14 protein-coding genes are annotated in these 16,282 nt (G+C 27.6%); 4 read left to right on the top strand and 10 right to left on the bottom strand.

Annotated elements, in window-relative coordinates; translation table 11 throughout:
* Positions 1 to 31 precede the first annotated feature (31 nt).
* Entirely contained in the window at positions 32 to 1,948 is a 1,917-nt protein-coding gene (locus LPB03_RS03380; protein ID WP_065319275.1) for a cation:proton antiporter, read from the top strand.
* 141 nt (positions 1,949 to 2,089) lie between these two features.
* Here LPB03_RS03380 and dnaX read toward each other — a convergent pair whose 3' ends face one another.
* Positions 2,090 to 3,787 carry a DNA polymerase III subunit gamma/tau gene (dnaX, locus tag LPB03_RS03375; RefSeq protein WP_065319276.1) on the bottom strand — a complete coding sequence of 566 codons (1,698 nt, stop codon included), beginning with the start codon at positions 3,785 to 3,787 and terminating at the stop codon, positions 2,090 to 2,092.
* Between the two features lie 322 nt (positions 3,788 to 4,109).
* Between dnaX and msrA the strand changes: the two genes are divergently transcribed.
* On the top strand, positions 4,110 to 4,781 hold the full coding sequence (msrA, locus tag LPB03_RS03370) for a peptide-methionine (S)-S-oxide reductase MsrA (RefSeq protein ID WP_065319277.1): 672 nt from the start codon (positions 4,110 to 4,112) through the stop codon (positions 4,779 to 4,781).
* A 64-nt stretch (positions 4,782 to 4,845) separates the two neighbouring features.
* Here msrA and LPB03_RS03365 read toward each other — a convergent pair whose 3' ends face one another.
* The 9 genes from LPB03_RS03365 to LPB03_RS03325 all read right to left on the bottom strand — a co-directional run bounded on the left by LPB03_RS03365 (position 4,846) and on the right by LPB03_RS03325 (position 14,238).
* A complete protein-coding gene (locus LPB03_RS03365; protein WP_065319278.1) occupies positions 4,846 to 5,376 on the bottom strand; it encodes an OmpH/Skp family outer membrane protein in 531 nt (176 codons plus the stop codon).
* A gap of 84 nt (positions 5,377 to 5,460) precedes the next feature.
* On the bottom strand, positions 5,461 to 6,723 hold the full coding sequence (locus LPB03_RS03360) for a DUF2254 domain-containing protein (protein WP_065319397.1): 1,263 nt from the start codon (positions 6,721 to 6,723) through the stop codon (positions 5,461 to 5,463).
* Position 6,724: 1 nt separating this feature from the next.
* Positions 6,725 to 7,627: a tRNA (adenosine(37)-N6)-dimethylallyltransferase MiaA gene (gene miaA, locus LPB03_RS03355; protein ID WP_065319279.1), complete on the bottom strand. Its 903-nt coding sequence runs from the start codon at positions 7,625 to 7,627 to the stop codon at positions 6,725 to 6,727.
* 6 nt (positions 7,628 to 7,633) lie between these two features.
* Positions 7,634 to 8,461 carry an ion transporter gene (locus tag LPB03_RS03350; RefSeq protein WP_065319280.1) on the bottom strand — a complete coding sequence of 276 codons (828 nt, stop codon included), beginning with the start codon at positions 8,459 to 8,461 and terminating at the stop codon, positions 7,634 to 7,636.
* Between the two features lie 567 nt (positions 8,462 to 9,028).
* On the bottom strand, positions 9,029 to 9,871 hold the full coding sequence (locus LPB03_RS03345) for a DUF6503 family protein (RefSeq protein ID WP_065319281.1): 843 nt from the start codon (positions 9,869 to 9,871) through the stop codon (positions 9,029 to 9,031).
* 567 nt (positions 9,872 to 10,438) lie between these two features.
* Positions 10,439 to 10,921 carry a GNAT family N-acetyltransferase gene (locus tag LPB03_RS03340; protein WP_065319282.1) on the bottom strand — a complete coding sequence of 161 codons (483 nt, stop codon included), beginning with the start codon at positions 10,919 to 10,921 and terminating at the stop codon, positions 10,439 to 10,441.
* A 10-nt stretch (positions 10,922 to 10,931) separates the two neighbouring features.
* On the bottom strand, positions 10,932 to 12,107 hold the full coding sequence (locus LPB03_RS03335; RefSeq protein ID WP_065319283.1) for a lipoprotein N-acyltransferase Lnb domain-containing protein: 1,176 nt from the start codon (positions 12,105 to 12,107) through the stop codon (positions 10,932 to 10,934).
* A 5-nt stretch (positions 12,108 to 12,112) separates the two neighbouring features.
* Complete coding sequence (locus LPB03_RS03330) at positions 12,113 to 13,183, bottom strand: putative type IX sorting system protein PorV2 (protein ID WP_065319284.1); 1,071 nt, start codon at positions 13,181 to 13,183, stop codon at positions 12,113 to 12,115.
* 71 nt (positions 13,184 to 13,254) lie between these two features.
* On the bottom strand, positions 13,255 to 14,238 hold the full coding sequence (locus tag LPB03_RS03325; RefSeq protein ID WP_065319285.1) for a YheT family hydrolase: 984 nt from the start codon (positions 14,236 to 14,238) through the stop codon (positions 13,255 to 13,257).
* Between the two features lie 95 nt (positions 14,239 to 14,333).
* On the opposite strand from LPB03_RS03325, the gene LPB03_RS03320 reads away from it, so the two are divergent.
* A complete protein-coding gene (locus tag LPB03_RS03320) occupies positions 14,334 to 15,059 on the top strand; it encodes a CDP-alcohol phosphatidyltransferase family protein (RefSeq protein WP_139058955.1) in 726 nt (241 codons plus the stop codon).
* A 4-nt stretch (positions 15,060 to 15,063) separates the two neighbouring features.
* Positions 15,064 to 16,281: a sensor histidine kinase gene (locus tag LPB03_RS03315; RefSeq protein ID WP_065319286.1), complete on the top strand. Its 1,218-nt coding sequence runs from the start codon at positions 15,064 to 15,066 to the stop codon at positions 16,279 to 16,281.
* The last annotated feature ends 1 nt before the right edge of the window (position 16,282 follow it).

Raw genomic sequence — 16,282 nt, 5'->3', positions numbered from 1 at the left:
TAAATTTACAATTAATTGTTTTCAAAAAAGTATGATAGAATTAGCAGGAATTATTATTTTAGGAATATTGGCACAATGGGTTGCTTGGAAATTTAAAATCCCAGCAATTTTACCTTTAATTTTAATTGGTTTGTTAGTAGGACCAATTGCTGCAGCTTATTTAAGTGAAGATGGTTCTAAGTGGATAGAACCTGTTTGGAATGGTGAAAAAGGCTTATTTCCTGGAGATAGTTTGTACTATTTTGTTTCCTTAGCAATTAGTATTATTCTTTTTGAAGGTGGTTTAACCTTAAAAAGAAACGAAATTAAAAACGTTGGGCCAGTAATTACCAAACTAATTACATTAGGTTCTGCCATAACATTTTTTGGCTCAGGTATTTTAGCACATTATATTTTCGACTTAAGTTGGGAAATTTCCTTTCTTTTTGCAGGTTTAATTATTGTAACTGGACCTACTGTAATAACACCAATTTTAAGAAATATTCCATTAAAAAAAGATGTTTCAACCGTTTTAAAATGGGAAGGAATCTTAATAGATCCAATTGGAGCTTTAGTAGCTGTATTGGTTTTTGAGTTTATTAGCGTTGGTGGAGGAGGAGGATTTACCAAAACAGCCTTGATAGAATTTGGTAAAATATTACTTTTCGGAACTACATTTGGGTTCACATTTGCACATGCTTTAACCTATGCTGTCAACAAAAAAATGATTCCTCATTATCTTTTAAATGTAGTTTCATTGTCTACAGTATTGTTAGTTTTTGTAGAATCAGAAGTTTTTGCACATGAATCAGGTCTTTTAGCTGTAGTTGTTATGGGAATGGTTTTAGGAAATGGAAAACTAAAGAACTTAAAAGAGTTGCTTTATTTTAAAGAATCTTTAAGTGTTTTGTTAATTTCTATTCTGTTTATTTTGTTAGCAGCAAACATCAATATAAGCGAATTAATGTTGTTGTATACTTGGAAAACAGCAGCTTTATTTGCAATTATAGTTTTTGTAATAAGACCTTTAGCTGTTTTTGGAAGTACTGTAAACTCCAAATTACAATTTAATGAAAAGCTATTTATTAGTTGGGTTGGCCCAAGAGGAATTGTAGCAGCAGGAATTGCATCTTTATTTGGTAGCAAATTGTTAAAACAAGGTGTGGATGGAGCAGAATATATTACTCCTTTAGTATTTATGATTGTTTTAGGAACTGTACTTTTAAACGCAACAACAGCAAGATTATTTGCAAAAATGGTTGGTGTTTTTCTAAAAAGTTCGAACGCTATTCTGTTTATAGGAGCCTCAAAACCATCAAGATTAATTGCTTCTTATTTACGTGATAAAGGAAAACGTGTAGTTTTAATAGATTCTAATAAAACGTTCATTGAAAAGGCTATTGAAGATGATTTAGAAGCGATTAATGTAAACATTTATGATGATGATTTAACCGACAATATTGAACTAAATGATGTTGGTTATTTAATAGCTTTAACAGGAAATGATGCTGTAAATAAATATGCACTTTCTAATTTTGCTGAAGCTTTTGGCGAGCATGGTGCTTTTAGATTAGCATCTTCTTTAGAAGTTATAAACGCTACAAGTGAAGAAAGACAAGGATTTTTTACTCCAAAAGATGATTATATTAATTTAAGTGAAGCCTTTAGAGAAAACCCTACAATTAAGGAAGTTTCAATTAGTTCTGAAGAAGAATATGAAAAGATTTTTGAAATTTTAGCGAATGAAGAAAAATCGATTCCTTTATTTATTGAAAAAGAAGAAGGTTTATATTTAATTCCAGAATTTGAAAAACTAGATATAGAAAAAAATGGGATAATTTTATCTTATTTAGGAAAAGATGTTGGAGAGGATTATAAAATTGAAATAGATCAAGAAAAAGTTGAAATTGAAGACGAAGAACCTTTAATAGAAACAGCAGTAGATCCTATTGCAGATGAAGAAATGTAAAAAAAAGAAGTAAGATTTATAATAATCTTACTTCTTTTTTATGATTATAAATCTACTTCGTAAAATAAAACCACATTTTAAAAATTCATCTTTTTTACTTGTTAACTTTACTAAAAGAAGAACTTATAAGTACTTTAATTGTTACAAATCTAATTCAAAAGTTTGGCGTAATTTTTCTAACAAAGGATTCATTTCCTTCATTTTATTAAACTTTTCTTGTGGAGTGTAAGCAAACTTTTTTTCTACAGTTTCATTGAGTGTCACAATAATTTTAATTCCGTAATTATTTAGTTTTTCACGTAAAAATTTTAATAACATTGGTCTTCCTTTTTTAAATTGATCTTCCATCAACTTATTAGGCACTGTAAAAGAAATTTTAAAATCTTTCCCCAATTTAGGAACATCTGTACCAACAATAGAGGCCATACTTCGTTCTCCTTTTTGCTGAAGTAAAGCAACATATTCTTTCCAAAATTCCTGTAAAGCCTTTTCTGTAAAAATATCTTTTGGATGATTGTCGAAATTTTCCTCAACTACAGATTTTTTTTCAACTTTTTTCTCGTGAATACTTTTTAAAGAAAGTGATGATGATCGTCTTTGTGCAGACTGTAAAATAGGTTTGTTTAGCTTTGGCTTTGGCACTTCAACTTTTTGGGTTTTTTGATGTGTTGAAGGCGCAACTTTTTGCTGAACAGGTTTTGCAATCTCTTTAACTGCAGGAGAAAGCGATTGAAAAAATGTTGCAGGAATTATGTAATTAGCTGGTTTTTTTTTTTCTCCATCAAAAGTGATAGAGGCAATTTGCATTAAGGTTAATTCCACCAGTAATCGTTGGTTTTTGCTAGTTCTATAATTTAAATCACAATCATTTGCTTTGTTAATAGATTGCATTAAAAAAGGAATGCTTGCTTTGGTAGATTGTTCTAAGTATTTCTTCTTGGCAGTATCACCAACTTCTAATAAATCAATAGTAACTTTATCTTTGGCAACTAACAAATCTCTAAAATGGCTCGCCAATCCATTTATAAAATGGTGACCTTCAAAACCTTTTCCTAGAACTGTATTGTATGCATTTAAAACATCAGGAATTTTATTTTCCATCAATAAAGTTGTCATATTAAAATATGTATCATAATCTAATACATTTAAATTTTCTGTGACAGCTTCTCTTGTTAAGTTCTTGCCAGAAAAACTAACTACTCTATCAAAAATAGATAAAGCGTCTCTCATGGCTCCATCTGCTTTTTGAGCAATAATATGCAAAGCATCATCTTCAGCAGTAATATCTTCTTTCTCGCAAATAACTTTCAAGTAGTTTTTTGCATCTAAGACACCAATTCTTTTAAAATCAAAAATTTGACAACGTGATAAAATCGTCGGAATTATTTTATGTTTTTCTGTAGTTGCTAAAATAAAAATAGCGTGAGCTGGTGGTTCTTCCAACGTTTTTAGGAAAGCATTAAAGGCTGCTTGAGAAAGCATGTGCACTTCATCAATAATATACACTTTATATTTTCCTGTTTGTGGTGGAATACGAACTTGATCCGTTAAACTCCTAATATCATCTACAGAATTGTTAGAAGCAGCATCTAATTCAAAAATATTAAAGGCAAAATCTTCATCTGCTGATGCCTCAACATCTTGTTGATTTATTTTTTTTGCTAAAATTCTTGCACAAGATGTTTTACCAACTCCTCTTGGCCCTGTAAATAATAAGGCTTGTGCTAAATGATTGTTTTTTATAGCGTTCTCTAACGTGTTTGTAATGGCTTGTTGCCCAACAACATCTTCAAAATTTTGAGGACGGTATTTACGTGCAGAAACTATAAAATGCTCCATATTGTTTTACTAACTTAATTTTGTCTGTTTGAGCGCAGTCGAGAACTAGCTAATAGACCTTTCGACTGCGCTCAAGGAGACACGATTTATTATTTTTAATTATAGAACAACAAAAATAAGATTCTATTGATAGTTTTACAAGATGGTTTCTTAATAAAATGCTAAAGTTGTAAACAAATTGTATGAAGTTGTAATAAAGAACGACAAATAAAGTAATTCGAATTTTTTTATCGAATTAAAAGTTCAGAAATTTGTTCCAAGAATTTTTAGTTTGTTCTTGGGGCAAATTTTATTTATGAAAAATAACTATTTAATATAAAATATGAATTTTATAAAACCATTATTTCCTGTTGCAGTATCACTTTTACTAATTTCTTGTTTAGGTTTTTCTAAAAAAGAAGAAGTCAAGAATGATGAAATAAAAAATGAAAAGACACTTTATATACCCACTGAAACTACTGAAATTGCTTATTTTGCAAGTGGCTGTTTTTGGTGTGTAGAAGCTATTTTCGAAAGTGTAAATGGAGTAGAGGAAGCTGTTTCTGGTTATGCAGGTGGTCATACTAAAAACCCAACTTACGAAAGTAGCAATACTGGAAAAACAGGTCATGCTGAAACTGTGGCAGTATATTATAATCCTAAAAAAGTAAGTTTTAAAACTTTAGTCACTGTGTTTTTTGGTTCTCAAGATCCAACAACCGTAAATGGGCAACATCCAGATTATGGTTCTCAATATAGATCTATTGCTTTTTATCAAAATGAAGCTGAAAAGAAAATTATTGAGGATGAAATAACAAGATTAAACCAAGAAATGTATAATGGAAAAATAGTTACTGAAGTTGCTAAGTATACAAAATTTTATAAAGCAGAAGAATATCATCAAGATTTTGAAAAAAGAAATCCTAATCAAAGCTATATTAAGGCTGTTTCTATACCAAGGTTAAATAAATTTAAAAGTAAATTTCCTGAGTTGCTAAGAGATTCAGAGCATTAAAAAAAATATTTATAAAACAAAAACCTCACTAAAAATGAGGTTTTTTGTGTTTAAAAAATAAAAATTAATTTTGTGCTGGCTCTTTAATTTCAGGTTCTTTAATATTCAATTTAGCTATTACTAATTTAGTAATATCAAATTCTTGATCTATGTAAGCAAACTGATTTACTGTAGTAGTTAAAATAAGCGTATACCCATTTTCTTTGGCAATTTCCTTGATTGCAAGATTTAGTTTTTTATATAATGGACGCATTAATTCGTTTTGCTTTAACTGCATTAACTTGTTTCCATTATCTTGATATTGTTTAATATCCTGCTCTAATTCTGTTAATTCTTTAACCAAAGTTTTTTTCATTAAAGCACCCATTTCTTTTTCTTTATCTCTAAAATCTTTGACTCTAGCTTGATAATCTTCCATTTTAATAGAGAACATAGAATCTAATCTTGCTCCATATTCTTGAGATTTTGCAATAACAATTTTAGATTCTGGCATTATATTTATAATATAATCACTGTCAATAGTTCCTGTTTTTGTTTGTGCAATTGAAAAAGTGCTGATAAAAGCGACTAGTAATAAAGTAAGTTTTAATTTCATGGTTGTAATTTTAGATGCACAAAGATATAAAAGTGAACGACTTGCCCAAGTTAGCAAATCACAAATAAAGTTTAAATTTTAAAATTAGATATCTTGTAGTTTTTGTAAATCGGTTTTATTAGTAATTGCAATTCTTGCATCTACCAAAAGGTTTTCGATCTCTTTATTTATAATTTCAATTTTATCTTCTTTAGAAGTATATGTTTTAAGATCTTTTAAAAATAAAAGCATTTTTTTTACCACAATTACATCGTGTTTACAATAGGTTCTTAAAGATGCCATTACTTTATAAATTAAATCTTCGAACGCTACAATGTGTAATAAAATTATACATTCTTCTTCTTCAAAAATAAAGTCTTTCTCTTGTTTTATAATTCTTAATTTAAATAATTCGTGTAAATAATCGATAGCATTCATGGCTGTTCCAGGATCATTTATTCCTGGAGACATCGCTTTTAAAGCAATTTCTTTTAAATGTTTAAAGGCAATTAAATAATTATCTTCTATAAATTCATCATTAGAAAAATCGAACGCTTTATATATTTTATCAGTATTTTTTTCATCTAATTCCTTTTCAATTTTAAATAAAACTTCTCCTTTATAGCAAAGTGTGCCTTTGTGTGAAACAATTTCTAATCTACAATCATTATGAAGAGAAATTTCTTTTAATAATTTGATAGAAACATCTTGAAAATATCCAGTTTCTTTCGATTTAAATTCAATCCAATTAGAAGTATCAGGAAAATTAAATTCTTTATCTTTTTCTAAATCTAATAGGTTTTGCAATTTTTTATGAGCAGTAGAACTAATTCTTTTCATTATAAATTCAATTTGAATTTCTTGTGATATTGAATGAATAAAATAGATAAAAGAGCCTAGTGAAAAGACCATAAAAATGATGCTCCAAAGTACAGAAAACCCTGGAAGTTGATATTTATTACCTGAAGGTTCTATAAATACTAAAATAAAAATACAGTATAAAATAGTGGCAATATAAATCCCTAAAATTATTTGATGTTTTCTATTAGATATTAAACCAGGTAATAATCTTGGCGAAAAGTTACTGGAAGCTTGGTTTAATAAAATCATCACCATAGAAAAACTAAACACCATAATTGAAATTAAACCTCCAATAAATGTTGTTAAAATATTTCTTGCAGTTTCAGTATTATTGATTACTAATTGAGGGAAAAACTCTATTAAATATTTAGAGATTCCTTGGTTTTCTGCATACATCATTATATACGCAAAAGCACAACCTGCTAAAGAAATAATAGTAGGAAAAAAAGCAATTTTATCTTTTAAATGATAAACTTTTCTAAAGAATTGTAAAAATCTATCTTTCATTTTATATACTATTTTCAACTTCATTAATAATTTTTTCTATATCCGATTTATAATCGAACCACAATGTTTTTTCATCTCTTTTAAACCAAGTAATCTGTCTTTTTGCAAAACGTCTTGTATTTTTTTTGATTTCACCAATGGCAAATTCTTTTGTAAAATCCTCCTCAAAAAAAGAAAATAATTCTCTATAACCTACAGTTTGTAAGGCATTTATTTTTTTATGTTGATGTAGTTTTTGTGCTTCTTCAACCAAACCATTTTCAATCATTACATCTACTCGTTGGTTTATCCTGTCATAAATAATTTCTCTATCTGCAGTTAAACCAACTTTTATAACATTAAAATTTCTAGGTTCTTTTGGTTTGTTTCTGAATTCGGAATATGTTTTTCCTGAACCAATACAAATTTCTAAGGCTCTCATTATTCTATGAGGATTCTCTAAAGCAATTGTATTGTAGGTTTCTATATCTAGTTTTTGCAATTTTTTTTGTAAACTTTCAATGCCTTTTTCTTCGAGTTCTTTGGTTAAATCCTCTCTAATTTTTGGATCAACTTCAGGAAAATAATCCAAACCCTGTAAAACAGCATCCACATATAAACCACTACCACCAACCATAATTTGTATTGGGTTTTTTAAAAACAAGTCCTCTAGTTTTGCTAAAGCATCTCTTTCAAATTCACCAACATTATAAGCATCAAAAATACTTCTATTTTGAATAAAATGATGTTTTGCAGCACTTAACTCATCTGCAGAAGGAACAGCGGTTCCAATTGTCATTTCTTTAAAAAATTGTCTTGAATCGCAAGAAATTATATCACTTTTAAAATGATTCGCTAATTCTATACTTAAAGCAGTTTTACCAATTGCAGTAGGGCCAACAATGGTTATTAAGGTATTTTTCATACTAAATTATGGATTTAATACGCTTCCACAATTGTAACAATAAATAGCATTATCCTTGTGTTTTTCTTTTAAACAATTTGGGCAAGACTGTGTGTTTACGTCTTCGTTTAACGTAGATTTTGTTAACTCAGAACTTACAATACCTGTTGGAATGGCAATAACTGCGTATCCTAAAATCATAATAACACTAGCAATTAATTGACCTAAAGGTGTTTGTGGTGCAATATCTCCAAAACCTACTGTTGTTAAAGTTACAATTGCCCAATAAATACTTTTTGGAATGTTTGTAAAACCATTTTCTTGACCCTCAACCATGTACATCACTGTGCCAAGAATAATACAAACGATTACTATAAAGAAAAGAAATACAGATATTTTAGCTTTACTAGCTCTCATAGCTAAAGTAAGTTTTTCTGATGCTCCAGTATATCTTGCTAGTTTTAAAATTCTAAAAACACGTAACAAACGTAAAGCTCTTAAAGCGACTAAACTGTGAGAACCCACTAATATAAAGGTTAAATACATAGGTATTGTAGATAATAAATCTATAATACCATAAAAACTGAAAACATATTTTAAGGGTTTTTTAATCGAAATAATTCTCAAAATATATTCTATTGAAAAAAAGATGGTAATAATCCATTCTCCTATGTTTAAATAGTCATGATATTTAAAATCAATACTTTCTACACTTTCTAACATTACCAATAAAATACTGGCAATAATAGTAATCAACAGAATAACATCAAAAAGTTTACCTTCTGGTGTATCTGCTTCATAAATTATTTCATGAATTTTTTCTCTCCAAGATGTTTTATTAGCTTTTTTTTCCAATCGTATGTATAGTTTCTATCACAATATTACAAATATATAATGATATAGTGAATTATTTTTAGAGCGTTTTTATATGTGTTTATAAGGGTTTTAATAAAATATTAAAAAAAAAATAAAAAATTAAAACCGTACTTCAATAAAACTCGTAAGTAATAATGAGATTCAATTTAACAAGAAACTTAAGATTAATATCCCCCAGTATTAATTTAATATTCCCCCGTATTAAATTAATATCCCCCAATATTAACATAAGTAAGACAGTTTTTGAGAACAGAAAAAATTGTTTGGTTAGTTTTAGTTAGAAAAAAAGTGCCTGTTTCTATAAAAGTAATAGGTGCTTTTTAAAAATCTTAAAACCCCTATAAAATAGTTTGAGCTTAAATTTGGTTGATTTTAGTTTGATTAGGAGCCTGTTATAGAAATATAGCAGGTTTTTTATATATAGATAATTAGCGGTAATTCAGGTCTTAAGTCAAAATTTTTTCCATTGACTATTATTGTCAAAATAAAGTTTCATTAAGTGTTCTATGTCTGTGTTATTATCTACGCTAATTGTACTATATATTATTAATTGTTAAATAAAGCGATCTTTAAATTTTGATTAAATTTAATGTCTTCACTAATTTCTTCCACCCAAACATCATTAATTACATTTGCATTCCAATTTGATTTTGTGTATTTGCGATACGTAGGAATTAAAATACCTTGCACATTTTTATAGGTAACACGCATTAAAATTGGATCTGTTACATTTTTAGAAACCACAGTAAACAAAAATTGATCAATTAAATGAGTCTTTGAGTTAATATAAACCTGATAAATATCTGAAGCTTCGTCATTTTGTGTTTTAAAAGTTATTTTTACAACATCATACAATTTATCTTCTAAATTATTCTGACCTAAGTATTCGTAATTGATATTAGGATCTAATAATTTTTGCATCATAGCAAACCAATAAAAATTTGTTTTACGAGTAAATGTTGCACTTTCAATAGCGTTATTAGTGTTTACTTCTTGTCCATCTAATGTTATCCAAAAACCTGTTCCATTATATGCTTGTTGCATTTTTCCTTTTAAATCAGGTAATGTTCTTTCGTGCTTCGAATAGTTACCATGAGAAAGTTCTCCATTAAAAATATAAGATTCAATAGAGATGTCTTCTTTTAGATCTGGAGTTCGATATGTATATTTAAAAACAACGTCTTTTAATTTGAGTAAATCTTGATAACTTCCAGTTTCTTGACTCATTTTATAGATTAATTCATGTCCTTTATTTTGAAATGCAATTGGTTTAACTTTTTGAGTCTTTGCTGTTTTTTTGTTTGATTCTTTCTTTTTAATTTCATTATTTCCACAAGCAGTAAAGAGTGCACTGAAGAAAATTAAAGCTACTAATTTTGAATACTTCATTCGATTATTTTTTTTTTTTGATTTAATATTGTTGTTGATGGAAGTTTACCCTCTAAATCACGAACAAACTTTCCAATATTTTAGCATTATTTCTAATTGAAAAACAAATCTAAACAATCGTTTAGAAATAATGAAAATTTTATACTTTTATTTTTTAAATTTCTGTTATGATTTCATAATTATTTTTTTATCACCAGTAATTTTCTAATTCAGTTTCTGAATAAGCGAATCCATAAAATTTTGCATTAGATGTGAATGAGGTGTGTGTTTTTGTAAATTTCCTTTTTATTTATTACAAAACAAGTTGGAGTAGATTGGGTTCCTTATATAATTTTCATGGATTATGTTTTTAAATCATCAACAAAGATAAAATCCAATTGAAGTTTGTTTTTTAAAGCTTTTAACTCCTAAATATTTGATCTAGAATTAAATACAAGTATTTTTTTTAAAAAATACTAAATATTTTTATAATGTTCTGATTATATAACGAAAACAACGAATATATAAGAATACTAATTTTATCTATGAATAGGAGCATAGATAAAATTTTACTAAAACAATAAATTATTAAAACTCCAAAATCATTTTAATATTTGCTCTTTTATAATGCATATTTTTTTCCACAGGAATTTCTTTAAAGCCTATTTTTTGATATAGATTTATGGCAGGAACTAAAGATCTGTGAGAATATAAAGTAATACTTTTCCATGCTTGTTTTTTTGCAAAGGCTATACAAAAAACCATTAATTTTCGTCCAATTTTTAGACCTTGATATTTTGGTGAAACAGCCATTTTGCTCAATTCAAAAAATGTTTTTTGGTTGATGAGTGCAACAACGCCAACAATTTCATGTTTATATTTTGCCATAAATATAAATCCACCAGTATTTAAAATGTATTCTTCTGGATTGCTTAAAACCATTTCGTCATAAGGTTCTACATAAAAGTATTTTTCTAACCAAGCAACATTTAGGTCGTAAAAGTCTTTTTTGTATTTTTTGTCAAAAGAAATAATTTCTACTTCTTTAAGATTAAAATTTGTGTTTTCCATTACTTAGAAATTACATTGTTTTTAAATTTATTGATAAAAACAAATATCGAACACATAATAAAATCAACAAAGAAATTATGGATGTTGGAAATAATTGAATTTCTAAAATCCATAAAACTGGTATTAGAATCAATAATATCAGCAAAAATTTAAAGTAAAAATGCAACCATTTTTTAGGTTGATTTTTCAAAACTAAAAACGCAATCAGTAAATTGGGAGCAAATGCCCATAAAAAATTATAGTTGTTTGGAGTTGTAGAGTGGTTTGTGAAAAACCAAAGAAAAACTATTAAAACACCTAGAATTCCAGTGCTAAAAAGTAACGTGAAATCGAGCCATTTTGTTCTCTTTTTATTCTTGAAATCTTTGTAGGTTATAAAAAGTCCAAATAAAGAGATAACACTAAAAACTAAAAACGGATTAAATATTGGTATTTCTTGCTCTAATTCTTTAAAATCTAATAAAATATCTTCTCTTTTTACTAAATTTTCAGGTTGATTTCTGATTGTAACGATACTGTTTTTAAAAATAGTATGCACATAATCAGGTAAATACATGTAGTTTTTAAATTCTCTTTTTGTATCTAATTTACTACCTAAAGCCAAATTAATTCCAAAACTCCCCCAAGTATTCCAAGGGATTTCTTTGTTCATTAATTGCCTAAAAGATTTATTTTCTTCTACATTACCAGCTTTAAAATCAACTTTATTTCCTAAAATTTCTGCAGTAATATCTCTTAATTTAGTGGCACAATTATTAAAATAAGGATCATAAAAATAAGTGGCATTTTCAGACAATGCATTTTTTTCTAAATAGATAAAATAAGCTTGTTTTTGTTGTTGATCTAAGTTTAATACTTGCTGTTTTACCCAACGTTTGTCTCTTTTGTTGCTCGCTAAAAAATACTTAAAATCATACCTAGCTAATTTGTAGAGTAATTTACCTTTTGTAAAATTTGAGTAAAAATTTGGTTGATCAAAATCGAACATTCCATAATTATAAATCAAATCTAATTGTAAAACTGGATCTTTAATTCTAATGGCTGAATGTCCAAAAGCTTCATATAATTCTGTTCCTGGACCAGCAGTTACAATACTAACTTCTGAGTAAACAGAAAGTTGAACTTGTGCATGAACGGGTTTTATCAACCCTAAAAAAAAGAGGAAAAATAGGTGTTTTATTTGCATTTTGGTTAAGGTCTAAAAAAACTATAATCGAATGTAATTGAAAAAATATTTGAGAATAAAGCATTGCCAACACTACCAATATTGGTTAAAGCATAATCTATTTGAATGCCTCTATAATTAAAACCAACTCCAAAATTGGGTTGTACAGAAAGGGCTTTTCCATTGTCAAATTCTGTGATGTATTGAAAATTACCAACTCCTAAACGCAAATAAACCAATTTATCATAATCTAATTCGAAACCAACAGCAGGATCTATACTTGCAAATTCAGATGAAAAAATATCATTAGATTGTTCAAAACGAATGTTCAAATTTACTTCTGTTTGTAAGTTAAAATAACGTCCAACTCTAAAATCTTTGGCAACTCCTAATTGTAATTTTGGCTTTGTAATTTCTGTAGTTTCTGGCAATTCTTGATTTTGTCCAGGAATTGCATCTCTAATTTTCTCAAATTCCTCTTCGTTAATTGCCCAACTATTAAAAGTTGTAGTAATATCTCTAGCCATCAATCCAAATTTCCAATTATTTCTTTCAAACTGAATACCTGCATCAAAACCAAAACCCCAAGAAGAGGCAAATTGCCCAATAATTCTTCTTACAATTTTTGCATTTACCCCAAATTTAACATCTTTAAAAATTAAATTTCGAGCATACGCAACATTAAAAGCGTAATCTGCAGCAGAAAAAAGACTTATTCTATTAAAATCGATATTTCCATCACTGTCAATTAATTCTGTAGTGTTTAAAATATCATCTACCCCAAAACGAATTACAGAGATTCCTAAAGCACTTTCAGCATCAATTGGCATTGCAAAAGCAGCATGATTATAATTGGCAATACCTGCAAAATAAGAGGCGTACATTAAAGATCCTTGATAATCTTCTATACCAACTAAACCTGCTGGATTCCAGTAAGTTGAATTAACATTATTCGTAGTTGCAACAACAGCTTTACTTCTTCCTAAAGCAGCAGCATCAACCCCAATATTTAAAAATTCATTGGAATAATTTCTAAACGCTTGTGCATTTAAAAAGAATGGAAAAATGAATAAAAAAAGTAAAATTTTATATTTCAATAGTCGCTAAATTTATCAATACAAATATCTTAAAACCTACTAAAATAACTGTCGTTTTCTTTGGATATTGTTTACAAAGTATCAATCTGAATATTTTCTTTGATAAAACGTGATATTCTGTGTTCTAACCATCTATTTTCATTCGGTTTAAAAGACGTCATAAAACCAACATGACCTCCAAATTTTGTTTCTTCGAAAAAGAAAAACTCGGAGTTTTCTGCTTCATCAAAAGGAAAACATTCTCTTGATAAAAATGTATCATCTTTTGCATTAATTAATAAAGTAGGTTTTTTAATTTTAGATAAATAAGGCTTAGAACTTGCTTTTTTCCAATAATCTTCTGGACTTTCAAAACCAAAAACTGGCACACTATATAAGTATTCTAAATGTTTAAATTTTGTTGCTTTAAACAACTTATCTTTATCTAGTTTATATTCAGGAAACTTATGTGCTTTTTCTAAAATTTTATTTTTCATCGTTTTAAAAAACATTTCCATATACAACTTGTTTTTTAGTTTTTCCATTTCTACTTCTGCACTTGCAATATCAATAGGTACAGAAGTTGCAATACCACCTTTAATAATAGGCGAAATATTAGCTCCTTTTTCACCTAAATATTTCAACGTTAAATTGCCACCTAAACTAAAACCAACAATTACAATATTTTTATAAGTATATTTTTTTAAAAGATGTTGGACTACAAAATCTACATCCTCCGTTTTTCCACTATGATACGTTGTCAAAAGCAAATTATCTTCTCCAGAACAACCTCTTAAATTAAAACAAACAGTATCTAATCCTTTTTTATTTAAGTGATTTGTGTTGGATGCTATGTATTTTGAATCTGAACTACCTTCTAAGCCATGAATTAATAAAACCAAGGTTTCTGAACCTACAAAAGAAAAATCTAAATCTATAAAATCATGATCCCAAGTTGTAATTCTTTCTCTTTTATAGGTAGCTTTGTCCTTCATAAAAAGAGGTCTGTACATAGTGTTAAAATGACCATTTCTAAAAGGTATTGTTGGTAAAAAATCCGAAGTAAAAACAGGCATAACATTTATTATTTATGCAAATATGACGAAATTTTAACAATAAATAAAAACTGGCTAAATTTGATTTCTTATTTTAGCTTTAAAATTGAAACCACATGAAAATTAAAAAACATATTCCTAATTTATTAACGCTTGGAAACCTTTTTTGCGGAACAATTGCTGCCATTTTTGCAGTAGAAAGTAATTTTACTGGAGCAGCTTTATTTGTTGTTATAGGAATTTTATTTGACTTTTTAGATGGTTTTGTAGCACGTTTGTTAAAGGTTTCTGGAGATTTAGGAACACAGTTAGATTCTTTAGCAGATATGGTTACAAGTGGTGTTGTGCCAGGAATTGTAATGTTTAAGTTAATACAATATGATTTATTTGATTCTCCTAATTCTTTTGAAGATTCAATCTTAGACATTTCACTTATTGGATTAATTTTAACTTTAGGAGCTTGTTATAGACTCGCAAAATTTAATTTAGATACGAGACAAACAGACTCTTTTATAGGTTTGCCAACACCAGCAATGTGTTTATTTGTAATTTCTTTACCTTTAATCCAAGAATATTCTGAGATAGAATTTGTTCAGAATTTAATTAGCAATAATTATTTTTTAATTGGGGTAACTTTAGTTTTAACGTATTTAATGAATGCAGAATTGCCATTATTTTCCTTAAAATTTAAAGACTCATCTTTTAAAAAAAACTGGATTATATATTTGTTTTTAGTAATATCGTTAACGTTAATTTTGTTAATTAACTATTTATCTATTCCAATAATTATTACATTGTATATAGTTTTATCTATATTTAAAAATTTAATCCCCAAAATTTAAAATAATGAAGTCTGCAGAAATTCTTGAAAATGAAGAAGAAAGATTAAAAATTTTAGATTCCTATAAAATTTTAGACACCTTACCAGAAGAAGATTATGATGCCATTGCCAAAATAGCTTCTAGCATTTGTAATACTCCAATAGCGTTAATTTCTTTAATTGATAAGGATAGGCAATGGTTTAAATCTAATCATGGTTTAGAAGCTAGAGAAACTCCAAGAGAATTAGCTTTTTGCGCTCATAGTATTTTAAATCCTGATGAATTATTTATTATAAATGATGCAACTAAAGACGAAAGATTTCATGACAATCCTTTAACCACAGAAAATCCTCATGTTATCTTTTATGCAGGAGCACCTTTAAATACTTCAGATGGATTAGCTTTAGGAACACTTTGTGTAATAGATAACAAACCAAATGATCTTAATGAAAGCCAGCAAGAATCTTTAAAACTATTAGCAAATCAAGTTGTTGGTTTGTTAGAATTAAGAAAAAAGAACGAAGAACTTAAGAGTGTAAATAATAAAGTAACGCAATTAAATGAGCAATTAAATAGCTTTGCATTTAGATTAACACACGATTTGAAATCACCTATAAGTGGTGTTAATTTTCTACTAAATGTTCTAAAAGAAGACCATAGTAAATTATTCAAAAATACTGAAGCAGAAAGTTATATTGACTTAATAACCAAAAGAATGGGGTATATGAGTACTTTAATCGATGAAATATTGGAGTATTCAAAAGTAAATACAGAAAATATAATTTATGAAGACTTTAATTTAGAAGTCATTTTAAAAAGTATTTTAAGCAATATAGATTTTGATCACAAAATAGTTTTAAATTCTAAAAACTTAAATATTCATATTAATAGCTCTAAAATAGGGTTTGTACAAATTTTTCAGAATTTAATTTCAAATTCTAGAAAGTTTTCTAATAAAGAAAAAGTTTTTATTGAAGTTGATTTTAAAAAGGACAAAGAGTTTTATCACTTTATTTATAGAGATAATGGTCCAGGAATTGAAGAGTCTTATTGGGAAAAAGTTTTTGATATGTTCGAAACTTTAGAAAATTCAAATAATGAGAATACAGGAATTGGGTTAGCAACCGTAAAATCTATTATAGAAAGATTAGGAGGTAAAATATCTTTAAATAGTAGAGACGATGGTAAAGAAGGTGTTTGCTTTCATTTCTGTATTTCTAAAAAGGAAATATTAGAAGCATAAT

This window comes from Polaribacter vadi, from assembly GCF_001761365.1.
GTDB classification, from domain to species: Bacteria; Bacteroidota; Bacteroidia; order Flavobacteriales; family Flavobacteriaceae; genus Polaribacter; species Polaribacter vadi.
Note: the sequence above shows the minus strand (reverse complement) of the source record. Positions and strands in the feature narration are given on the sequence as shown.